The sequence below is a fragment of the Oribacterium parvum ACB1 genome, assembly GCF_000238055.2.
Classification (GTDB): Bacteria; Bacillota; Clostridia; order Lachnospirales; family Lachnospiraceae; genus Oribacterium; species Oribacterium parvum.
Map to the genome: position 1 here is coordinate 1,998,176 of NZ_KE148312.1, position 22,975 is coordinate 2,021,150.

Genomic DNA, 22,975 nt, shown 5'->3' on the forward strand with positions numbered 1-22,975 from the left:
GCTATATTTCCAAACTGTTTCTTTCCTGAATTTCTCTACCTCTACTCAATTCCTTTATGAAAATGCCCTCTGGTAAAACTCTTATTCATCTTTCCTTGAAGAACCTCTTCCACTTCACTTTTACTCTCCACCGTAAACTCCAAGCGAAGATAGTCGGGCTTAAGGGCCGCGACTTCTTTTTCCAAACCGAATAAAGAAAAAACATCGGCATTGAAGATTTGATTATAGCAGAATTTACAATACAAACGAACAGACAATTCTTTATTTTGTCTGTCTTTTAATCCTAAAATATGGTTCTTTTTCGTGCATCCGTTTCTTGTTTTTTCGATGCAGTTGGCACTCACCATCATGGGAAGATGCCCGTAAATAAGAAGCTCTGTCGAAAGCTCGGATTTATTTGCCCAAGAAGAAAAATCCTTATCCTCCCGGAAATTCAGCTCTATCGGGAAAGTCACGGTCTCTGCACTAAAATCCTTCCAAACCTCTAAAGCAGAGGCATTGTAACTGTAAAGCGTATAATCAAAAACGGAGTGAAAGTTTTTTCTTTCCACTCTCTGTAAGACCGAAACCTGATCTAAGCTCCGAAACAAAAAGGCGGAAAAAAGAGAAGTTTCTTCATTTTCCGTAAGCCAGGAAAGGCAGGACTTTCCCGGGTCTTCCCGTCTTTCAATTCTTCGAAATCGAAGCGCGACTTCTATCCCTCTTTCTTTTATTTTCTTCGCAAAGCGCCGGATTTCCTCCTCCGAAAAAGAAGCTTCATCCAAATAAATACGCTGAATATTCTTTGCCTTAAGACATGCTTCCAGCTGCTCTTCTCTTTCAACGGATACCGTTACACTTCCGATTTCTCGGATTTCGTCTAAATTTGGCAAGAATAGCCTCCCTTACTCTTTCACATCCCTCTCTCCTTAAGGCATTTAAGGTGGAAAGGGGAATAAATACCTCTTCTTCTCCTTTAATACGCAAAGCTTTCGGATAAAAGCAGCTATTTCCAAGCTTTAAGAGCTGCTTTTCCATTTCTTCCCGAGCTGTAGCTCTCTGCTTCGCCTTTTCCACGGGCTGCTCTCCAAAAACGCTGATTCGGATATCTTCCTGTTCCAAGGACAGCTCTAAAACCGCACCGCTTTCCACCTTAAGCTCCATAGATAGGGGAAGCTTTCTTTCCCGCTCTTCCATGGATTTTCTTATAAAGGCAGTAAGCTCTTCCTCTTCTTTACGAAAAGGACGGTCGGCGAGAGCAATCATGTCCTTTGCATTGTGCTGATATAAATAAGAAGTCTCTCCCCCCCTGTCATACACCGCCTTTAAAAGCTGTTTGTCCTGTTCGGATACCGTATAGCTTTCCCCCCTTAATGCCAAATCAAGGTATTTTCGATAAACGGAAACCACGGTCGCCGTATACAGTTCCGACTTCATCCTTCCCTCAATTTTCAAAGAATAGGCACCGGCTTTTAAAATATCCTCCAGAGAATCCAGTGTATTCATATCCTTCATACTCAGGAAATTCCCCTTTTTCCCGCCTGTAGTATAAGGCAGGCGACAGGTTCCCGCGCATCTTCCTCTGTTTCCGGATCTCCCCCCGAGAAGAGAGGACATAAAGCAGGCTCCGGAATAACTGTAGCACATCGCGCCGTGCACAAAAACTTCGAGTTCCGCGCCGGTAGACTCATAAATATCGGAAATATCCTTAAGAGACAGTTCTCTCGACAGTACAATTCTCTCCATACCAAAAGAAGAGAGGAGCGAAACCGCCTCTCTCGTATTGGCTGTCATCTGGGTACTGGCATGCAGAGGTAAATCGGAATAAGCTTCCTTCAGAACTTTGGCTACACCGAGGTCCTGCACAATGACGGCATCCACTCCCGCTTCCACATATGGATCCATGTACTCTAAAAGCTTTTCAAGCTCTCTCTCCTTAAACAGCGTATTCACCGTCATAAAAAGCTTCACCCCATAGAGATGGCAAAACTCGATTGCCAAGAGGAGTTCATCTTCTTCCGATACGGAGGACTTCGCAAAGGCTCTTGCCGAATATTTCTGTCCACCCATATAAACAGCATCGGCTCCGGCAAAAACCGCAGCCTTACAAACTGAAAGGGAACCGGCAGGTGCTAAAAGTTCCGCCCTGTACATCTCCCCCATTATTGCTCTCCTTTATTTCCTTCTGTCTCAAACAGTTTTTTCTGTGCTTTTTCTAGCTCCTGTAGAGCTCCGTCCAGCTTCATCTGTGACTTCACGAGATCATGCTTTAAGGAATAGATCTCCTTCTCCAGCTCTTCCTTTTCCTGCTCCGCTTTCTCCGTCTTAGCCTGCTCCTGAAAAAGGTCATCACAAATGTTGAGTTGCAAGAGAATGGAGCGAAGGTCCTCATCCAATAATCTGTAGTTTTTAAATTCCTTTTTAAAAGAAGTAATCTTTGCATTTAAATAATTGGAAACACTGACAAGATAAGCCTCCGACTCTGTTCCGCTTACCCTGACTATCTTTCCGTCAATGATTACATCTACTGTATTTTTATCTCCCATTGCTTCTCACCTTTTCTCGATTATTGGACCAGACCTAAATGTCTGTATGCACTTTCTGTTGCGACTCTGCCTCTTTTTGTGCGATCAATGAGGCCTTGCAGTAAAAGATACGGCTCAATCATATCTTCTACCGTTCCGCTGTCTTCTCCGAGACTGACTGCCAAAGTTTCGAGGCCTACGGGGCCACCGGAATATTTATCTACAATGGCTGTAAGATAAGCCCTGTCGTTTTGGTCGAGCCCCAGCTTATCGACATTCAGTAAATCCAGACTTTCCTCCGCCACATCTTTGGTAATCACACCTTCGTACTTTACATCCGCAAAATCCCGGATTCTGCGAAGCAGACGATTGGCAAGTCGCGGTGTTCCTCTGGAACGCATGGCAATACTTTTTGCCCCGTCCTCTTCAATCGGAACGGAAAGTACCTTGGCACTGCGAAGCACAATTTTCGTGAGTTCTTCCTTCTTGTAAAATTCCAGCTTACTGATGATTCCGAAACGATCTCTTAAGGGTGCCGATAAAAGGCCGGCTCTTGTTGTTGCTCCGATTAAGGTAAAATGTGGCAGCTCCAAACGAAGGGAACGGGTACTGCTTTCCTTTCCAAGAAGGACATCGATTGCAAAATCCTCCATGGCAGGGTAAAGTACTTCCTCTACCTGACGATTCAATCTGTGAATCTCATCAACAAAGAGTACATCTCCTTCAGAAAGACTGTTTAAAATAGCCGCCATTTCTCCCGGTTTTTCAATCGCCGGTCCTGAAGTAATCTTACAATTTACGCCGAGCTCATTCGCAATAATATTGGAAATCGTCGTCTTTCCAAGTCCGGGAGGACCGTAAAAAAGGCAATGGTCCAAGCTTTGTTTTCTCTTTTTCGCCGCTTCGATATAAATCGAGAGCATTTCCTTCAGCTTTTCCTGCCCTATATAGTCGGAAAGCATTTTGGGACGAATCTTCGGCTCATACACCAAATCTTCCCGGCTTTCCTCCGTCTGAATTAGTCTTCTTTCCATCCCCAATCCTTAAAAAGCGAGTTTCCGTAAAGCGGAGCGTAATATTTCCTCCGCATTCATCTCCTCTACATTCGGTAACTTAACGATGGCCGTCCTTGCCTCTCCCTGCTTATAGCCAAGAGAAAGTAAGGCTTCCATGGCTTCCTGCATGGCCTCACTAAAGCCTCCGGAAATGAGCGGCTCTTCGTTTTCCACTGCCCCCGGCAGCGCATCTTCTACCTGTAATTTATCCTTTAATTCGAGTATCAAACGTTCTGCAGACTTCTTTCCGAGACCCGGTGCCTTTTGAATACGCTTAGTATCCGCTGAAAGAATCAATGCAATCAACTCTTCTCTTCTAAAACAGGAGAGAATCCCGAGAGCGGTCTTCGCACCGATTCCCGAAACGGAAATAAGTTGCATGAAAAAATCTCTATCCTTCTCCGTAAAGAAACCGAACAAGTCCTGTCCGTCTTCCCGAACTGAAAAATAGGTATGTAAGAGAAGCTCTTCTCCAATGGGAGGGGCCTCGGAAAGCACGGAAATCGGCACTCTTACACCGTACCCCAAGCCCCCTGCCTCTATAATCAAACTATCCTCTTTTTTCTCTCTCAAAATCCCATGTACAAAACGAATCATGTATTCTCTTAGGCCCACTCAAAGTTTTCTTTTCCGGCAGCCGCTTCAAAGTGATACTTCACAAGTCCGGTATCAATGCCCTGGAACTCTCCCGCCTTGTACTCAAAGTGCACGGTATTTCCTTTTCCCTTGATATAGAAGGACTGTCTATTGAAGGCGGTCGGTGCCATAAGAGCGTACTCTACGCCGTCTTTAAACCACTGCGGTGCCTCTCCTTCGTAAGAGCAAACCTCGAAGTCATCCTTACTGTGATGCACGTTTCCCTGCTCTTCTCCATAGCCGATAGAAATCACACCGTATACCGTATGATTCGGGCACTCCTTCTTTACGGCATCTTTATTAAAGCTTGCGCCGACCCACCAGGTATTTAAACCGAGCTCCTGTGCATAGAGCATGATGTCTGCACTGCTGTAGCCGATTTTCTCTTCTACGCCTTCAGCGGGATCTGCAGCAAGAATAATGAAGTTCTTGGCATTCTTGGTGATCAGCTTATCGATTAATTCTGCAAAGGCGGTACCGTCTTCCACGCGAAGTACCAGATTTAAATGATGCTCTTTATTTAAAGCCTCAATTCTTTCATTCAGCTTTTTTACAATATCCTCCGGTAAAACAGTATCCTTATACTTTCTTACCATGTGTCTTTTCTCCATAGCCTCTCTGATTGTCATTGCTCTCCTCCTTAACATGTATGACTATATGTATTTTTTGAAAATAGATATCAACTTCATCAGTATAGCTTCTTTTTATCTTATTCGCTACCTCTTATTCATAGCTAAATGCATTATTCCTATCGAAGTTTCATTATGCACATTGAAATGGAATTCTTCTTAGCGAAGTACCATTATACACATAGTGAAGGAGAATTATTCATATCGAAGTGCCACAATTGGATCTTCTTTTGCCGCCTTATTGGCAGGATAAATTCCGAAGAATACGCCGACAATGGCGGAAAAGACAACTGCTATAATTACAATTCCGGGCTTTACCACTACGGTCAAATTAAAGGCCATAGCCCCAAGATGAACAAGCGTACTCGCAAGAATCACGCCGATAAGCCCTCCCAATGCGGAAAGCAATGCCGATTCCGTAAGGAACTGCACGAGAATATCCTCCCGGCTTGCACCGAGCGCCTTTCGGATACCGATTTCTCTCGTTCTTTCCGTAACCGTTACCAGCATGATATTCATAATCCCGATACCGCCGACCAGAAGGGAAATCGCCGCAATGCCGCCAATTGCCGCAGAGAGACCGCCCATGACACCATCCACCTGTTTCATTTCATCCTGAACGGAAGAAATATACCAGTCCTCGGGTTTACGATTTTTCACACGGGAAAAATAATTCTTGATATCTGTATTCAAGCTATTCATTTCCTCTACTGTAAAATTCTTTTTCCCATAATAGCGAATCATAGAGAAAGTATCTGCGGGTCCCGTAAGTATCGTCCACGGCACAAAGGCCTCTCCGTTTTTGTCCTGCGAGCCCATAAGCAGTTTTTCTATAGGACTCAAATCCTTTCGATAGACTGCGATAACGGAAAAATCCTGTACCTCTCCATGAAAGTCCGCTCGAAAATGCTTTCCTGTGGCATTTTCGGTACCGAAAAGCTTCAGTGCCGTGTTCTCGGAAATCATGACGACAGGCTTCCTCTCACTCACGTCCTTCTCCGAAAATGCCCTTCCGTTTAAAATTTTTAAAGGCTGAAAATCGGTAAAATTGTACTCCACACCGGAAAGTCCCACCTTCAATCGATTTCTTCCCACTTTGACATCAATGCTTTCATAGGGGCTATTATCCGCATAGTCGAGTCGACTGCCGAAAATCCTTTTAAAATTATTAAAATCATCCATAGTGAATTCATCACTCTCTCGCAAATCATTCCAATCCATAGAGGGATTAATCATGATAGCGGCCTGTGTCACACCGTAATTTTTATAAAGGTCTGAGAACATCTTCCGAATGCTGTCTCCGATAGAAACGATGGAAATCACCGAACCGATTCCGATAATAATACCCAGCATCGTCAGGAATGAGCGCAGTTTATTGGCACGAAGAGACCCCAGTGCCATCTTTACATTCTCAAGAAACATGACTTTCTCCTTTATACATACCCTCGAAAATACTCAAATCCCTAACCGGTGTCGGATTCTCATTTTTCTTATCGGAAATGAGCTTTCCGTCCGAAAAGCGAAGCATTCTGTCCGTATAGGCCGCAATATTTTCCTCATGCGTAACCACGACAACGGTTGCTCCCGCCTTATGAAGGGCGGAGAACATTTCCATGATTTCCACGGAGCTTGCCGTATCCAGATTTCCGGTTGGCTCATCGGCAAGAATCAGGGGCGGCTCATTGGTAAGAGCTCTTGCAATGGCTACACGCTGCCTCTGTCCTCCGGACATTTCATTCGGCTGATGGTGGATTCTCCCGCTAAGCCCTACCTTCTCCAGAAGCATTGCCGCTCTTTCACGCCGCGCCGCCGGAGACTTCTTATGCGCATAAATCATGGGGATTTCCACATTCCTAAGGGCGCTCATGCGACTGATTAAGTTAAAACTTTGGAAGACAAATCCGATTTTCTCATTTCTAACCTTATTTAAGGTGTTCGGATCCATGGCGGCAACATCTTCTCCGTCCAGAAAATAGTTTCCGAGAGTCGGCTTGTCGAGACAGCCCAGTATATTCATGAGCGTTGATTTTCCGGATCCGGACTGTCCCATGATGGCCACAAACTCTCCTCTTTTGATTTGCAGGTTTATTTTATTGAGTCCCAAGACCTTTACGGCTCCGGTATCATATATTTTCACTAAATCTCTTAATTCAATGAGTACATCATTCATTTTTTTATCCTAGTTTGATTTTACTACAACACCGCTTTCACTTGCACTGACACTTTCTCTGACACTGTCCTTCGGCATCTCGCTAACCGCTAATCCTTCGGTAAGACTTGGATCCGGAGCACTTACGAAATGGTCTCCCTCTTTAAAGGCAGCATCCTCCTTTAAAGGACTGACTTCAACGGAAACATCACTTTCCACACCTGTTTTTACAGGGACAATATGAATCTTCCCGTCTTCCACAAAGTAAATCTGACTGTTTCCGTCTTCTCCCGTTGTCACAGCGGAAAGCGGAACCACAAAGACATTCTTGGCCTCGGAAAGCACGATATCCGCCTTAGCGGTAATCCCGGACAGGAGTCCTTTCTTATCCCCGTCTATTTTAATCTTAATCGGAATGACTCTTTCAGCTGTATTCCCCCCCTTGGCCTCTCCTGTCGGAGAAATGGAAGAAACCTCTCCCTCGAGCTTATCCTCTCCTAAGATATCCGCACTGATGATAGCCTTCTGTCTAAGACTTAATTTCCCGATGGAATACTCGGAAACGCTGATGGAAAGTTCCAGCTGATCCAGATTTTCCACCGTAAACATCGGTTTTCCGTCCAGTAAGTTATCCGCAAACTGCCCGGCTTCCACGTTTACTCTGGTAATTGTTCCGGAAATGGGTGCTTTAATCTCAGCGGAATCCACGGCACTCTGTGCCTTCTTTAAACCTTCTTCCGCACTCTTAATCTGCAAATCATAACTCTCGGAAACCTGCACATTGCCTCCGCTTACCTTGAAGCTTCCGAGACTTGCCTTCGCATCCTTTAAGGCACTTTCCGCCTGCTCATATTCGCTTTGGGAAATATCACCGCTCTCCAAAAGGCTGCTCTTCCTCTGGAAATCGAGAAGCGCATTGTTATAGGCAGTCTGCACTTTGGCATATTCTGCCTTGGTGTTTTTCTGTGCATCTTCTTTATTTGCCTTTGCCAAATCAACCTGCGTCTTAGCCGCTTCCAAAGCTTCCTCCACATCTTTGGTATCGAGCTTTGCAATGAGCTGTCCTTCCGTGACCTTGTCTCCTTCCTTTACGAGAATTTCCTTTACCTTGGCATGGAGTGCCGAAGTAACATGCTGAGACTGGGTACCGGAAACGGGACCGGAAACGCTGAGCTTTTCCTGAATATCCGCTTTGGAAAGGCTCTCCGTATTGACAAGCATCCCTGTAGCCTTACCCGGGAACAATAAATTTTTCAAAATAAAAAGAACAAAAAGAAGGAGAAGCCCGAGGAATATCCACTTCTTCTTTCCTTTTTTCTTCTTCGGCTTTTCGTTCAGAAGCTTCTCTACCTTTTCTGAGATGTCTCCTCCCTGCTTTTCTTCTTCCTTCATTTTTCTTCTCCTTAAACTTAAAATTCAAATATTCTTGTGTTAAACTATGCTTGCCTATTATAAAACAAAAAAACAGGAAATAAATGTGAAAATATAAAAATTTTTTTTAATATCTTGCATTTTGGGGAGGACAGATGGAAATCATTCGAAAAGATTTAGCTTATACGGAAGATAGGGCTGCGTTGGAAGTCGTCCTCTCCCCTGCTTTGGGGAATGTTTCCTTAGAAGACGCCCTGCTCTATGACATTGAAACGACAGGACTTAATCCGAAGGCTTCTCAGCTTTATCTCCTTGGTGTACTGCTTTTTCATAAAGAAAATAGTGAATTCATCCAGTATTTTGCCGAAAGCGTCCGTGACGAAGAGGAAATTTTGGAACAGTTTTTTCAGCTTTGTCAAACAAGGAAAGTTCTCATCAGCTTTAATGGAGAAGGCTTTGATAACCGTTTTATTGAGGCCATGGCCAAGTCCTATGGAAAGCTTCCTCTTCACCTCAATTTAAAACAGCTTGATTTATTTAAACTGATTCGTAAAAGAAAAAAATTTTACGGATTGGAAAGTTGTTCTCTTAAATCCTGTGAACGGTTTTTAGGCATTTATCGTGAAGACCGGTGTAGCGGAGGCGAGCTGATTTCCGTATACCGGGAATATTTACAGAATAAAGACAGCAAAAAAAAGAATTCGTTGCTCCTTCATAATCGGGAGGATATTCAAAACCTTCCCGATCTCTTCTCCTTTTTAGCTTATGAAAATATCTTTCAGGGGAATATCAAATTCCAAACGGCAGAGTTCTTGGAAAGCGAGGAAATAAAAAATATAAAATACCATCATCAAACGAAAAACCCTTTAGAAACCGCGCACTTAGAATTGGAAAGCAGTTTACAAATCAAGAAATTAGAATTGGAAGAAGAGCAAAAAAGTCGTACTGCTAAAAAACTTTGCCTGCAGTATTATCTTCCCTCTCCTGTTCCCGTCCCTCTTACTCTTGCTCCGAAAAACTATCTTTTAGAAATAAAAGACAAGTTTCTTTTTCTTACTGTTCCTCTCTATCAGGGAGAACTTTGCTATTTTTTTAAAGACTATAAAGACTACGAATTTATCCCCTCTGAAGACCATGTAGTACACAAGTCCTTAGCCTCCATGTACCCGAAGGAAATGCGGGAGAAGGCCAAGGCTTCAACCGCCTATCAAAAAATGAAGGCCTCTTTTCTTCCGGTATTTCAGGAAGGAGAGAAAGTCTTCAAAAAAACGTATCAGGATAAAAACTGCTTTATTCCTTTTAAGGAAAATACTTTTGAGAGCATAAATCCGGTGGAATACCTGCTTAGCTTTCTTAAAATACATTTTTAATTTATAAGAATATGGCTATGTTTTCGCTACTTTATATCCCTTTTCTATTTTCGCTACTTTTTCTCCAGCCTTTCATTCACAAAAGCAATGAGACCTCCCTTATCGATCATATCCTGTAAAAAGGGCGGAAAGACTGCCATATCGTAGCTTTTACCGCTACTGATATCCCGAATTCTCCCGGCGGAAAAATCCACTTCCACTTCGTCTCCCTCTTTGATTTCCTTTGCCGCATCGGGGGATTCTACAATGGCAAGACCGATGTTTATGGCATTTCGGAAAAAAATTCTCGCAAAGCTCTCTGCAATAATACAGGAAACACCGGAGTCCTTTAATACCTGCGGAGCATGCTCCCTGGAGGAACCGCAGCCGAAGTTCTTTCCGGCAATCAGTATATCGCCCTTTTTCATCTTTTTATGGAAGTCCTTATCGATATCCTCCATCGCATGTGTCGCCAGAAGGCTTCGGTCCTGAATCGCCAGGTAACGTGCCGGAATAATCACATCCGTATCGACATTGTCCCCATATTTTATACAATTGCCCCTTGCATTTTCCATACCGTTCCTCTCCTATTTCCCTTGCTAATTTTCTTCGCTATCCATTTTCATTCTTAAAACAAGATGTCTCAGGCTTCGCCTTAGCCACTTGTTAAGAATAAAAACAGTTTTTCTCCACTACTGATTTTCATTTCTCAAAATTCGTTTTTCTTCGCTGCAGATTTTCATTTCTTAACATTCTTTATTGGTTTTTGTTAGAAAGATTATCTCTTCTTATAGCCCCAAGTCTTTTGGTCCTGCGATATAGCCTAAAACTGCCGATGCCGCAGCAACCTCCGGAGAAGCCAGATAGATTTCCGAGCTTGCATCTCCCATTCTTCCAACGAAATTACGATTGGTGGTGGAAACGCATCTTTCATGCGGTGCCAAAATTCCCATATAGCCGCCAAGACAAGGCCCGCAGGTCGGGGTACTGACTACTGCACCGGCCTCGATTAAGTCCTTGATATAGCCCTTTTCCATCGCTTCCAGATAAATCTTCTGCGTTGCCGGAATGACAATACAACGAAGATTTTCTGCAACATGACGACCTCTTAAAAGCTCTGCGGAGACGGCAATATCCGATAAACGACCGTTTGTGCAAGAGCCGATAACAACCTGATCAATTGGAATTTTATCAAAAGTCCCGATTTCATGCGTATTTTCCGGTAGATGCGGAAAAGCCACTGTAGACTGAAGTGTAGAGAGGTCAATCTCTATCACTCTCTCATACTTGGCATCCGAATCCGCTTCGTAAACGGTATAGGGCTTATTTCCATGCGCTTTCATGTACTCTATCGTTTTCTCGTCAACCGGGAAAATGCCGTTCTTTCCGCCCGCTTCAATCGCCATATTACAAATGGCAAAGCGGTCGTCCATGGAAAGGGAAGAAACGCCCTCTCCGCTAAATTCTATAGACTCGTAAAGTGCGCCGTCCACTCCGATTTTTCCAATCAGGTGTAAAATCACATCCTTACCGCTGACATACTTTTGCAGCTTCCCTTTTAAGATGACCTGAATTGCGTTCGGCACCTTAAACCAAAGCTCCCCTGTAGCCATAGCGGCAGCCATATCCGTAGAGCCCACACCGGTAGAAAAGGCTCCCAGTGCCCCGTAAGTACAGGTATGAGAATCCGCACCGACAGAAAGCTCTCCTGCCGTAATCAGTCCCTGCTCCGGAATAAGAGCATGCTCAATTCCCATATTTCCCACATCATAATAATGCTTTAAACCGTTTTCCTTTGCATAATTTCGACAAATCTGGGTGCACTTTGCAGAAGTAATATCCTTGTTCGGCACAAAGTGGTCCATGACAAAAACCACCTTATCTTTATCAAAGACACCTATCCCTTGAATCTTCTCCCGCTCTCGAATCGCAACCGGAGTCGTGATGTCATTTCCATGAACCAAATCCACCTTTGCAAGAATCAGTTGACCGCTTTCCACCTTCTCCAGTCCTGCGTGCTTTGCCAAAATCTTTTGGCTCATCGTCATTCCCATCGTACTCTCCTTTATCTTCAGCATTTTTCAGAAAATACAGCTCACAACTACTCCGAAAAAATGTTTTCTCTTCTTCCCTTTTCTTCTTTGAACAAGATATACTGCGTAACGTCCATAATATATTCATTTCAAACGAGATATCGCACGCTTTGCGCACGATACTCGCTATGAATTTTAGAAAGCATTTAGATTGCTTTCTTTACATACTAGCAAAAGTCTTGCTATAATTAAAATACATTTTTTAGATGTTTATTATTCCCTAAAGTTATTTCTATGAATAAGATATCTGAAATTTTCACGTATTGCGAGAAAATACATGAGAAAAACCGTAGAAGATTCTATCTATAACTTTACAAAAGAGGGAATGCAAATATGTATCTGAAATCCATTTTCAAAAGGATCATTTCTAAACAAAGGAGTTATATGGAGCAAAATTTATCAACCTATCGTATTTTTTTTGAAGTCGCAAAGCAAGGGAACATCTCAAAGGCTGCAGAATCCCTCTATATATCTCAACCTGCTATCTCCAAAACCATCGTGCGTCTGGAAGATAATCTGAATGTAAAACTCTTCAAGAGAAATTCCAGAGGTGTAAGTCTCACCGAAGAAGGAGAGGTTTTATTTCATCACGTTCAGGAAGCCATTCATCATATTGAAGAAGCGGAAAATGCTCTGCAAAAAATGAAAGACTATCATATCGGACATCTTGACATCGGTGCCAGTACAACACTATGTCGTTATATCCTGCTTCCTTACTTGAAGAAGTTCATGGAAGAATTTCCGAATATTCAAATCAATTTAAAAAATCAAGACAGTGCAAAAAATATCCAGGTTTTGGAGGCGCAAGACATTGACATTGCACTGGTTGCCATCCCGAAGCACCTAAGTCCCAATCAAAAGGTTATTTTAGAGCAGGAGGTGGAGGATATTTTTGTTGCATCCCCTAAGTATATCGAGAATCTAAAAGCCCTTCACGGAAATAACTTTTCTCTTTTTCAAAATGCCACGGTAATGCTTATGGACGATAAAAATGTTTCCAGACACTACATCGATATGTATATCCGTGAAAATCAATTGGATTTTAAGCAGGTAATTGCCTTAAACACCATGGATTTACTGATAGATTTCGCGAAGATTGATATGGGGATTTCCTGTGTTATCCGTTCCTTTGTGGAAAAAGATTTGGAAAATGGAAGTCTCGTGCAGATAGATATTGCTCCACCTATCCCTAGGAGAAAAATCGGCTTTATGTACCATGCCAATAACTGCTCAAAGTCTTTAGAGAGCTTTCTTTCCTTCTTGGAAAAAGAAAAAGATTAAGGATAATAAAGAGTAGTTTCATATAGAATCAAAATTACTATCGAGAAATATTCAAGTTAATGCTGCATTTTTACAATTCAAAACAATATAATTTTAATTTCAAAACAGCAAAAACTTGGATTGAACTCTCTCTATAAACTCGCTAGAATAGTAAGGTCTTTTTCTTAGCAATTCGTATCAAATATGTAAATAGCTTAAGAAATAGATCTAAAACTCGAAAAAAGGCACTTATCTTTTTTAAAAATTTATGGATAGAAAGAAAGGATAAATATATGGCAGAACAAAATAACAGCTCCTGTTCCTCTCACTGCGGCTCCTGCTCCGCAAATTGCTCAAGTAGAACTAGAACTGCGGGAATCGAAAAGCTTCCTTTAGCGGAAGGCTCTTCCGTAAAGAAGGTCATCGGCATCGTATCCGGCAAGGGCGGCGTAGGTAAGTCTACCGTCTGCTCTCTTCTTGCTTCCGCAATGAACAAGGAGGGTTTCCATGTCGGTATTTTGGATGCGGATATTACCGGTCCTTCCATTCCGAAGGCATTCGGTCTCCTGCATGACGGTGTAGCCTTAAGTGAGGACGGAAAGTCCATGGTACCGGAAACCAGTAATGGCGGTGTGGAAATCATTTCCACCAATCTTCTTTTGGAAAATGAAACCGATCCCGTAATATGGAGAGGTTCCATGATTGCCAATGCGGTAAAGCAGTTCTGGCAGGAGGTCGAGTGGAAGGAAATTGACTATCTCTTCGTAGATATGCCTCCCGGAACAGGTGATGTCCCTCTTACCGTATTCCAGTCCCTCCCGATTGACGGGGTTATTATTGTGACTTCCCCACAGGACTTGGTATCCATGATTGTGGAAAAGGCAGTTCGTATGGCAGAGAAAATGCATGTGCCAATTCTCGGTATTGTAGAAAATATGTCTTATCTCCTCTGTCCGCACTGTAATGAGAAAATCGATGTCTTCGGAGAAAGCCATATTGAGGAACTTTGTCAGAAGGAAGGCTTGGAGCTTCTTGCAAAGCTTCCCATCGATCCGCAAAACGCTTCTTTTATGGATGCCGGTGCTGTGGAAGCCATTGATACGAAGGAAAGCCTGAAGGATGCCGTAGCTTGCTTAAAAAGGCTTATTAAGGACTAATCTTTCACTATGTCAGAGCAAACGAGATGTCTCACACTTAACATACCTTACTGACGATGATGAATCACTACCACCCGTCAAACGGGTGGTTTGCTCGGGGCTATAAGCCCCTGCTACTGGCCAGCGTCTAAAGGCGCTGGCTTTCATTTTGGGCTATGGGAAGTTTGCTTTGCACCTTCCCACAGCTCCATTCAAGCCATATTGCGTTTGACTCGTCGCTACCCCATAAAGGGGTATTGGTACTACTGCACTTTAACCCTTAAAAGGGTCTTCATATTCTTTAACACTTAGTTTATCCAAAGCTATATCGTGTTTTTCTTGATCTTGGATATACTTTTTTATTGTGGCTTCATTTAAACCTACTGTACTGACATAATAGCCTTCGGCCCAAAAATGTCTGTTTCCAAATTTGTATTTAAGATTTGCGTGTTTATCAAATATCATTAAGGCACTTTTTCCCTTTAAATAGCCCATAAAAGAAGAAACGCTAATCTTAGGTGGAATACTAACCAGAATGTGTACATGGTCCGGCATTAAATGCCCTTCTATAATCTCCACTCCTTTAAAGGCGCAGAGCTGCTTGATAATATCCCGAATATCTGACTTATATTGATAATATATTATTTTTCGCCTATACTTCGGTGTGAAGACAATATGATATTTACACATCCATTTCGTATGTGCCAATGCATATTCTTTCTTCGCCATAAAATCACCTTCCTTTTCTACAATATAGCTTGAACAACTTTATTGTATTAGGAAAGGTGATTTTTGTATAACAAGTGTTTCCCACCCGCATAGCGGGTGGTTTTTTGTATCAGAGCTAACATTTTTCAAATGTCAGCTCCGATACTGGCTAAAGTCCATTAACAAGATGTCTCAGGCTTCGCCTTAGCCACTTGTTAAGAATCAGAGCTAACATTTTTCAAATGTCAGCTCCGATACTGGCTAAAGTCCATTAATATAAAAGCTGTAAGCGGATTTCGCCTACAGCTTTTTTATAGCCTTTTAGAACAAAGATTCCGGAACGCTTGTTCCCTCTCCCAGACCTGTAGAAATTGCTTCTAACACAGCCTTTAAAGCATCTTCTTCATCAACACCGTTGCATTCCACTCTCACCGTACTCCCCTTCTTTACACCGGCAGCCATGACATTTAAAACAGACTTTCCAATAATCTTTCTTTCTCCATAATAGAGTATGATTTCACTCTTAAAGCGAATACAGGTCTGTGTTAAAACACCTGCGGGACGAAGATGCAGCCCGGACTCATTGATAATTTTCACTTCTGCACTTACCATATTTCCCCCTTTTTTTCGTACTCTGAACTATTCTATACTCATTCCTATTCTCTTGATCCTACGTTTTTATACTTTCGTATTCCAAAAATTTACTGAATACTCTCTTTTTCCCTGTTTCTGCGAAGACTCTCCGCCTTGGAGAATTCGCAACCGCAGTAGTCCTGTCTGTAAAGCTCATATTGCTTCGAAAGTTCAACCGAACGCAGGTAGCGTCCTTTCTTTTTAAAGTCGGATGGCAGGAAGGGAATACCGTAATTTTTCCCAATTTCCATTCCCAGCTTATTGAGCCTTTCTGCATCCTTTAAAGGAGAAATACTTAAGCTGGTACAGTAATAATCAAAGGGATTTTCCGGATTTTCCTTATTCCATCGCGAAGCGAAAGCTGCAGTCTCCTCCAAACGAAGCTGAAAACAGGCTGTACATCTCTCGCCTCTCTCCGGTTCCTTTTCCAGTCCTTTGGCAATGTCTAAAAACTCCCCATGTATATAGCTGGTCACGATACAGTGAATGGGAAGTCCCATTTCCTTTACCAATCTTTTACACTCATCTGCTCGACGTAGAAATTCCGTCTCACTTTCAATGTTTGGATTGTAAAAAAACAAAGTAATATCAAAAAAATCCACAAGGGACTCCAGCACAGCCGTAGAACAGGGAGCACAACAGGCATGAAGTAAGAGCTTCGGCTTAGAGCTTCCACTATTCTCCCTTATGACCGCTTCCATCAAGAGCTCATAATTCTTTTTACCACTCATAAATATCTTACTGCAGGAAATCTCGTATACGCTTGGAACGAACCGGATTTCTAAGCTTTCTAAGGGCCTTTGCTTCAATCTGACGAATACGCTCACGCGTTACATTAAATTCTCTTCCCACTTCTTCGAGAGTTCTCGGATGTCCGTCCTCTAATCCGAAACGAAGAACAATAACCTGTCTTTCTCTTTCCTTTAAATCGTCCAAAAGGCTGTCAATATGCTCTCTTAACATAACGGATTCCACATTTCCCTCCGGAGATAAAACATTGGCATCCGCCACAAAATCTCCTAAGTTGGAATCATCTTCCTCTCCGATTGGGGTTTCCAAAGATGCCGGTTCTCTTGCAATCTGCATGATTTCCTGCACCTTTTCCTCTGTCATATCAAGATGCTCTGCAAGCTCCTTTACTGAAGGCTCGTAGCCAAGCTCCAGCGTTAACTTTCTCTGCATCTTGGACATCTTGTTGATGGTTTCTACCATATGTACCGGCACACGGATCGTTCTTGCCTGATCGGCTAAAGCACGTGTTACGGATTGACGAATCCACCAAGTTGCATAGGTGGAAAGCTTGAATCCCTTCTCCGGATCAAACTTTTCTACGCCTTTAATGAGACCCAAGTTTCCTTCCTGGACTAAATCCAAGAAGCTCATGCCTCGCCCTGTATAGCGTTTAGCAATGGAAACAACAAGACGGAGATTGGCTTCAATCAGTCTCTGCTTGGCATACTCGTCTCCTTCCTGCTTCTTCATAGCAAGAGAATATTCTTCTTCCGCTGTAAGAAGGGGGACAGTACCGATTTCCTTAAGATACATGCGAACAGGATCTTCCGTTCCGATTCCTTCCAGAAGATCAACCGCATCTAAATCAATATCCTCGCCATCCTCTTCCTTAGAAAAGTCTTCGTCTTCAAGGGCAAGAAGCTCATCCTCCGTATCTTCCTTCTCCACGCCTTTTTCCAGTTTCTTTAGGGCGTCCTCATCAACAGTAGGAATTACTTCGAGACCTTTATTTTCCAAAAGAAGTAGAAAACTCTCCATCTGTTCTTCCGTGAGAGACAGGTCTTTTACCATGTCCTGAACCTCACCCATATCGATGGAGTTCTTGTTCCCCTTCGCTTTACTCATTAATGTTTCGATGATTTTCTCTAATTCTTCTCTATCCAAGTTAAATTCCTTTCTTTAGGACTAAGTCCAAAGGCTGATGCCGGAAACAACACTGAGCACCAATAAAGCAAAACACAATGCCAGTTGAAAATATTTTTCTTTTCCTTCTTCCGCTCTTCTTTGCATAAAATTAACACTTCGTAAAACAAAGGCAAAGAAAAAGATAAAAGGAAAAAGCACCTTGTTTTCATCCGGATTACTAAGCGCCATCACAGCCATAATAAAAATCAGCAAAGCGATAACACCGTACAAAATATCTAAATTATGGCTGGGAATCTTCCCGCGAGACTTGCCATTCATCAACAATTCCTCCCGGAAAATAGCTTCTCTATCCCCTTTGCTCTTTGTCTATACACTTCGTACATTACAATACTCCCTGCTGTAGCAACGTTTAAAGACTCAATACTTCCCATCATCGGAATCCGAATTTTTTCATCCGCTAAACGGCTCAGTTCATCACTTAGACCGTTTCCCTCATTTCCTAACATAAAGGCGGAGGAAGAAGAAAAATCACTCTCGTAAAAGTATTCCCTTCCCGCAAGATGCATAGCATAAAATGTAACGCCTTTTTTCTTCAACTCTTCTACCGTGGATAAAAGATTCCCAATACTAAATGGAACACGGAAAAGAGAACCCATGGTGGAGCGCAAAACCTTCGGACTGAAAAGATCTGTACAGTTCCTGCTCAGGAAAATATGAGAAACGCCCGCAGCCTCCGCTGTTCTAAATATGGTCCCAAGATTTCCGGGATCCTGTATATCCTCAAGTAGAAGAAAAAAATCTCCCTCCGCCTTCTTTTCCGTCGGGATCTTCAGCTTTGCCACAATCCCCTGCTGACTTTCCGTATTGGAAATACTTTCCATAGCTCGCTTACTCAGTAAAATGATCCGCTCATCCTCTTTGGAAAGTCCATGCGGAAGTTCTCCGCGATAATCTTCCCCTAAAAATATCTGTACAAGAGAAGAAAGAGGCAAATCCCTTAATAAGCGTTCTCCCTCTCCAACAAAATATCCTTCCTCTCTTCTTTTTTTGGCCTTCTTGCCAAGCTCTCGAATCTCTTTAAGCAATGCATTTGCAGGTGAATCAATTCTTCGCATCCCCTACCTGTCTTTCTGATAAGCCATAGGTGTATCGCAGACCCTACCCACAATACTACTTTGAATTAAGAGTATAACAAAGTTTCTTTTCTTCGTCTATAAGCTGGATTCAATTTCTTCCAACTCTTTCAGCCATATTTGAGAAGATGCATCACTGGCCTGCCGTAAGTCTCCGCGGGGAGAAAGACCGATTCTTCCCACCTTTGGGCCATCCGGTGTACAGGAACGTTTAAACTGTTGTGCAAAAAATCTTTTATAGAATATTTTCAAGCAATTCAAAATCTGCACCGGAGTATATGCTATTTCCGCAGAATCCCTACTATAATACTTCAGGTTTTCCTTTGAAAATGCATGACAGGCAAGGAAAAAGACTTTTTTTGCCGAAAAGCCGTAGCGAAGATGCATATAGAGGAAGAAATCATGTAATGCATAGGGTCCCAATATTTCCTCCGTCTTTTGCTGAATTTCCCCTTTTTCATTAGGAGGAATAAGCTCCGGGCTAACCGGTACATGAATAATCTTCTCCACTGTTTTCTTAAGCTCTTCTACCTGCTTCTTTTCCTTTTTATCCTTGGAGGCATCCTCCAAGTCCTTTACAAAGCTATGCAATATAAGCGGTATAGCAGTTTTTGGTACATCACAGTTCACACTATACATAGACATGTGGTCTCCATTATAAGTGGAAAACCCTAAAGCAGACTCCGATAAATCTCCTGTCCCGATTAAAAGTGCCCCCTCCTTATTTGCAAGATCCATCAGAATCTGTGTACGCTCCCTGGCTTGCGCATTCTCATAAACTACATCTCTTTTACTTTCATCATAAGAGATATCCTTAAAATGCTGTAAAACCGCATCATGAATAGGAATCTCCCGCATATCGGTACCGAGAATCCTTGCCGATTCCAAAGCATTACTATGCGTAATTTCACTTGTTCCGAAAGACGGCATAGTTACAGCAATAATGTTCTTTAAATCATATCCCAAAAGCTGAAAACATTTTACAGCAACAAAAAGCGCCAAAGTGGAATCCAAACCTCCGCTAAGTCCCAAAATTACCTTTTTAGCTCCAATATGCTGAAGTCTTTTCTTTAGACCATGCGCCTGAATACTGAGAATTTCCTCTCCACGTTCAAAGTCCTTGGAACTATCCACCGGAAGAAAAGGCATCGGATTGATAAATCGCTTTAAGATCAGTCTCTTTTCTTTCTTGCACGATTCCACTTCCTCAGCACCGGCCTTCTCGCCAGTTAAACCTCTCCTTGTTCCCGCTTTTCGTTCAACCTCGTCCAGTTGCTTTACGGAAATACCCTGTGCAAGATAATCTGCTTTAAACAAGGTAAAGGGAACCTGCACAGCATTTTCCTCCACGGTTTCAAAGGTGTTTTGCTTGATTCTCTCTCTCCATAAAACGGATAAATCAATCTCCCCAAAAGTCATACCCTCATAAAAGCGTGGAGATTCCGCAAGAATTTTTCCATTCTCTGCAACCATGCTGTGAGCAGAAAAAACCATATCCTGCGTAGATTCGGACGGTCCCGCACTGGTATAGACATAGGCATTATGCAAACAACCGCTGGAATGCTGCACAAGAGCTCTTCTGCTGTCATTTTTTTTAATAAGTGCATCGGAAGCCGTAGTATTGGCAATGACTGTTGCCCCCATCAGGCAATGCGTAACAGAGGGAGGATTCGGTACCCAAAGATCTTCGCAGATTTCCACCGCAAGGCGGAAGCGTTCGTCATGATCTGCAATAAAGTGTAGGTGCATTCCGAAAGGAATATCTCCATCCTTTTCTAAAAAATCCTGAATCCACTCCACTTCCTCTCTTCCTTCTTGGAAATAACGCTCCTCATAAAACTCACTATGATTCGGAAGATGTCTTTTCGGCACAATTCCCAGAATCATACCTCCCTGCATAACTACTGCCGTATTAAACAGCTTTCCTTTATGAACCAGCGGATATCCGATGACAAAGAGCACAGGACTTTTCTTCGTTTTCACAGAAAATATTTTTAAAGCCTTTTTACAGGCCTCTTGCAGACTTTCCTGCAGAAGCAAATCATTTGCAGTATAGCCGGAGACGGAAAGCTCCGGATACACCAAAAGAGAGACAGCTTCCTTTTCCGCCTCCTTAGCCCATTTCAGCATCTCCTCCACATTATAAAACGGATCTGCTACCTTTACATTCGGACTCACTGCCGCTACTCTTACGAAATCCTTCATTCTTTGCTCCTACTCTTCTTATATTTGCATATTCTAATACTTATCTTTTATGCTTTTTCTTTTTGTATATTCATTACCGGATCCACTTTTCACGGGAATAAAGCCGCATTTCCTTTATCAACTTTTCAGGGCAATCCAAAAGAAGCGCAGTCCTCTTTCCTTCTTTTTGTACTAAGTAAAAATAATGCGGATTTTCTCCGAAACCGGCAAGATCTAAAACAGCTGCTCCGCTCCTTTGGTACTGCTCTTTTGTCTCCTCACTAAAGGGTCGAATCTCCAGCACTTCTTCCTTACCGCATTGTATCAGTTTCTTCCTACTGCTCTTGTGGTAAACAACATCAACACTCAAGTCTCCCGCCATATAAAGGTACTCATATTCTTTATCGCTTCTTATCCGTATATAATACGATATAGGAAGTAAAAAAACAAAGAATATAATGGGAAGAGACAATAAAGAAAGAATAAACATGAAAAGAAAGGGGAGAGCTATTGCCACTCCCCTTTCCATGTATTCTTTCGTTCCTCTTTTTCCCTTGACCAGATGCTCAATATAGTTTTCCATGGGAAAATCTCCTTCTACGTCTGCAAAAGTCAAAGGAAATTACATCATTCCGCCCATTCCGCCGGGAACCTGAGGCATTGCGGGCTGCGCTTCCTTGATGTCAGCCACTACGGACTCTGTGGTCAGAAGAGATGCGGAAACCGATGCGGCATTCTGTAATGCAGTTCTTGCAACCTTAGCCGGATCAATGATACCTGCATCCATCATATTTACATACTCTTCCTTATAAGCATCGAAACCGAAGTTTAGCTTGCTTTCCTTTACCTTATTAACGATTACAGCACCCTCTAAGCCTGCATTATAAGCAATTGTGAACATCGGTGCTTCCAGAGCCTTTAAAACAATTCTTGCACCGGTCTTCTCATCTCCTTCAAGCTTCTCTACTACCTTCTCTACAGCAGCCTGCGCATGAATATAAGCAGATCCGCCACCTGCGATAACGCCCTCTTCCACAGCAGCACGGGTAGCATTCAAAGCATCTTCCATACGAAGCTTTGCTTCCTTCATCTCCGTCTCTGTTGCAGCACCTACACGAATAACAGCTACACCGCCGGAAAGCTTAGCGAGTCTTTCCTGTAACTTTTCTTTATCGAAGTCGGAAGTAGTTGTCTCAATCTGTCCTCTGATCTGGGCAATTCGATCATTAATCTCCTTCTTCTTTCCTAAGCCCTCTACAAGAGTGGTCTTTTCCTTACTTACCTTAACAGACTTAGCTCTACCGCATTGCTCAATCGTAGCATCCTTTAAGTCTAAGCCAAGTTCCTCGGAGATCACCTCACCGCCGGTTAAGATGGCAATGTCTTTCAGCATTTCCTTTCTTCTGTCGCCATAGCCCGGAGCCTTCACAGCAACTACGTTGAAGGTACCTCTTAACTTGTTGACAATCAAGGTGGTTAATGCCTCGCCCTCAATATCTTCCGCAATAATCAGAAGCTTTGCACCGGTCTTAACGACCTGCTCAAGAAGCGGAAGAATATCCTGAATGTTGGAAATCTTCTTATCGGTAATCAGAATATACGGATCGTCCAGATTGGCTTCCATCTTTTCCATATCGGTACTCATGTATGCACTGATATAGCCGCGGTCAAATTCCATACCTTCTACAAGGTCCAGCTCGGTCTGCATGGTCTTGGACTCTTCAATGGTAATTACGCCGTCTTTCGATACCTTCTCCATAGCATCGGCAACCATCTCTCCTACAGCACTATCTCCTGCAGAAATGCCGGCAACCTTCGCAATCTGGTCCTTCCCCTTTACCTTGGAGCTCTGCTTCTGGATGCTTTCCACAGCAGCAAGAACCGCCTTCTTAATACCCTTTCTTAAGACAATAGGATTAGCTCCCGCTTCCAAGTTCTTCAAGCCCTCGCTAACAATAGCCTGAGCCAAAACTGTTGCGGTTGTGGTACCGTCTCCTGCTACATCATTCGTCTTGGATGCCACCTCACGAACCAGTTGTGCTCCCATATTCTCATACGGATCCTTTAATTCAATTTCCTTTGCAATGGAAACACCGTCGTTTGTGATAAGCGGTGAACCGAAGGACTTGTCAAGAACCACATTTCTTCCCTTGGGTCCCAAAGTTACTTTCACGGTATTGGCAACGGCATCCACACCGGCAGCCAAAGCCTTTCTAGCCTCTACTCCATATTTAATTTCCTTAGCCATATAAACCTC

The 22,975-nt window shown here is 42.8% G+C and carries 23 protein-coding genes; 3 read left to right on the forward strand and 20 right to left on the reverse strand.

What is annotated here, in order from left to right; all coding sequences use genetic code 11:
* Window positions 1-41 precede the first annotated feature (41 nt).
* From HMPREF9625_RS08850 to HMPREF9625_RS08890, 9 genes are all read right to left on the reverse strand, one after another.
* Entirely contained in the window at window positions 42-872 is an 831-nt protein-coding gene (locus HMPREF9625_RS08850; RefSeq protein ID WP_009534349.1) for a hypothetical protein, read from the reverse strand.
* The gene (locus HMPREF9625_RS08855; RefSeq protein ID WP_009534350.1) at window positions 820-2,142 is read right to left on the reverse strand and encodes a peptidase U32 family protein; all 1,323 of its coding nucleotides are present in this window, start codon (window positions 2,140-2,142) and stop codon (window positions 820-822) included. Before HMPREF9625_RS08855 ends, HMPREF9625_RS08850 begins: the two co-directional genes overlap by 53 nt.
* Window positions 2,142-2,525 carry a cell division protein ZapA gene (locus tag HMPREF9625_RS08860; RefSeq protein WP_009534351.1) on the reverse strand — a complete coding sequence of 128 codons (384 nt, stop codon included), beginning with the start codon at window positions 2,523-2,525 and terminating at the stop codon, window positions 2,142-2,144. The genes HMPREF9625_RS08855 and HMPREF9625_RS08860 overlap by 1 nt, the downstream gene beginning before the upstream one ends.
* A gap of 20 nt (window positions 2,526-2,545) precedes the next feature.
* Complete coding sequence (ruvB, locus tag HMPREF9625_RS08865) at window positions 2,546-3,538, reverse strand: Holliday junction branch migration DNA helicase RuvB (RefSeq protein ID WP_009534352.1); 993 nt, start codon at window positions 3,536-3,538, stop codon at window positions 2,546-2,548.
* A gap of 9 nt (window positions 3,539-3,547) precedes the next feature.
* Window positions 3,548-4,156 carry a Holliday junction branch migration protein RuvA gene (gene ruvA / locus HMPREF9625_RS08870; protein ID WP_009534353.1) on the reverse strand — a complete coding sequence of 203 codons (609 nt, stop codon included), beginning with the start codon at window positions 4,154-4,156 and terminating at the stop codon, window positions 3,548-3,550.
* Window positions 4,157-4,164: 8 nt separating this feature from the next.
* Window positions 4,165-4,824: a nitroreductase family protein gene (locus HMPREF9625_RS08875; RefSeq protein ID WP_009534354.1), complete on the reverse strand. Its 660-nt coding sequence runs from the start codon at window positions 4,822-4,824 to the stop codon at window positions 4,165-4,167.
* Between the two features lie 195 nt (window positions 4,825-5,019).
* Window positions 5,020-6,246, reverse strand: a complete 1,227-nt coding sequence (locus HMPREF9625_RS08880) for an ABC transporter permease (RefSeq protein WP_009534355.1) — start codon at window positions 6,244-6,246, stop codon at window positions 5,020-5,022.
* Window positions 6,236-6,994, reverse strand: coding sequence for an ABC transporter ATP-binding protein (locus tag HMPREF9625_RS08885; RefSeq protein WP_009428739.1), 759 nt, complete (start codon window positions 6,992-6,994; stop codon window positions 6,236-6,238). The genes HMPREF9625_RS08880 and HMPREF9625_RS08885 overlap by 11 nt, the downstream gene beginning before the upstream one ends.
* Before the next feature lie 9 nt (window positions 6,995-7,003).
* Entirely contained in the window at window positions 7,004-8,365 is a 1,362-nt protein-coding gene (locus HMPREF9625_RS08890) for an efflux RND transporter periplasmic adaptor subunit (protein ID WP_009534356.1), read from the reverse strand.
* A 134-nt stretch (window positions 8,366-8,499) separates the two neighbouring features.
* On the opposite strand from HMPREF9625_RS08890, the gene HMPREF9625_RS08895 reads away from it, so the two are divergent.
* Entirely contained in the window at window positions 8,500-9,714 is a 1,215-nt protein-coding gene (locus HMPREF9625_RS08895) for a ribonuclease H-like domain-containing protein (protein ID WP_009534357.1), read from the forward strand.
* Between the two features lie 53 nt (window positions 9,715-9,767).
* Here HMPREF9625_RS08895 and HMPREF9625_RS08900 read toward each other — a convergent pair whose 3' ends face one another.
* Window positions 9,768-10,268, reverse strand: a complete 501-nt coding sequence (locus HMPREF9625_RS08900; RefSeq protein WP_009534358.1) for a 3-isopropylmalate dehydratase small subunit — start codon at window positions 10,266-10,268, stop codon at window positions 9,768-9,770.
* Between the two features lie 213 nt (window positions 10,269-10,481).
* Window positions 10,482-11,747: a 3-isopropylmalate dehydratase large subunit gene (leuC, locus tag HMPREF9625_RS08905; RefSeq protein ID WP_009534359.1), complete on the reverse strand. Its 1,266-nt coding sequence runs from the start codon at window positions 11,745-11,747 to the stop codon at window positions 10,482-10,484.
* A 423-nt stretch (window positions 11,748-12,170) separates the two neighbouring features.
* Here leuC and HMPREF9625_RS08910 point away from each other — a divergent pair, with 423 nt between their 5' ends.
* Both HMPREF9625_RS08910 and HMPREF9625_RS08915 read left to right on the forward strand, forming a co-directional pair.
* Entirely contained in the window at window positions 12,171-13,067 is an 897-nt protein-coding gene (locus tag HMPREF9625_RS08910; protein WP_009534360.1) for a LysR family transcriptional regulator, read from the forward strand.
* A gap of 272 nt (window positions 13,068-13,339) precedes the next feature.
* Window positions 13,340-14,203: an Mrp/NBP35 family ATP-binding protein gene (locus HMPREF9625_RS08915; RefSeq protein WP_009534361.1), complete on the forward strand. Its 864-nt coding sequence runs from the start codon at window positions 13,340-13,342 to the stop codon at window positions 14,201-14,203.
* Window positions 14,204-14,455: 252 nt separating this feature from the next.
* Here the strand turns inward: HMPREF9625_RS08915 and tnpA are convergent, their stop codons facing one another.
* The 9 genes from tnpA to groL all read right to left on the reverse strand — a co-directional run bounded on the left by tnpA (window position 14,456) and on the right by groL (window position 22,966).
* On the reverse strand, window positions 14,456-14,911 hold the full coding sequence (gene tnpA, locus HMPREF9625_RS08920; protein ID WP_007156859.1) for an IS200/IS605 family transposase: 456 nt from the start codon (window positions 14,909-14,911) through the stop codon (window positions 14,456-14,458).
* 300 nt (window positions 14,912-15,211) lie between these two features.
* Complete coding sequence (locus HMPREF9625_RS08925) at window positions 15,212-15,502, reverse strand: HPr family phosphocarrier protein (RefSeq protein WP_009534364.1); 291 nt, start codon at window positions 15,500-15,502, stop codon at window positions 15,212-15,214.
* An 89-nt stretch (window positions 15,503-15,591) separates the two neighbouring features.
* Window positions 15,592-16,254, reverse strand: coding sequence for an epoxyqueuosine reductase QueH (locus tag HMPREF9625_RS08930; protein ID WP_009538032.1), 663 nt, complete (start codon window positions 16,252-16,254; stop codon window positions 15,592-15,594).
* Between the two features lie 7 nt (window positions 16,255-16,261).
* The gene (gene rpoD, locus HMPREF9625_RS08935; protein ID WP_009534366.1) at window positions 16,262-17,419 is read right to left on the reverse strand and encodes an RNA polymerase sigma factor RpoD; all 1,158 of its coding nucleotides are present in this window, start codon (window positions 17,417-17,419) and stop codon (window positions 16,262-16,264) included.
* 21 nt (window positions 17,420-17,440) lie between these two features.
* On the reverse strand, window positions 17,441-17,719 hold the full coding sequence (locus HMPREF9625_RS08940; RefSeq protein ID WP_009534367.1) for a DUF6637 family protein: 279 nt from the start codon (window positions 17,717-17,719) through the stop codon (window positions 17,441-17,443).
* On the reverse strand, window positions 17,719-18,516 hold the full coding sequence (locus HMPREF9625_RS08945) for a TrmH family RNA methyltransferase (RefSeq protein WP_009534368.1): 798 nt from the start codon (window positions 18,514-18,516) through the stop codon (window positions 17,719-17,721). Before HMPREF9625_RS08945 ends, HMPREF9625_RS08940 begins: the two co-directional genes overlap by 1 nt.
* Window positions 18,517-18,612: 96 nt before the next feature.
* Window positions 18,613-20,739, reverse strand: a complete 2,127-nt coding sequence (locus tag HMPREF9625_RS08950; RefSeq protein WP_009534369.1) for an NAD(+) synthase — start codon at window positions 20,737-20,739, stop codon at window positions 18,613-18,615.
* 73 nt (window positions 20,740-20,812) lie between these two features.
* Complete coding sequence (locus HMPREF9625_RS08955; protein ID WP_009534370.1) at window positions 20,813-21,301, reverse strand: DUF6106 family protein; 489 nt, start codon at window positions 21,299-21,301, stop codon at window positions 20,813-20,815.
* 39 nt (window positions 21,302-21,340) lie between these two features.
* A complete protein-coding gene (groL, locus tag HMPREF9625_RS08960; RefSeq protein ID WP_009534371.1) occupies window positions 21,341-22,966 on the reverse strand; it encodes a chaperonin GroEL in 1,626 nt (541 codons plus the stop codon).
* Between the last annotated feature and the right edge of the window lie 9 nt (window positions 22,967-22,975).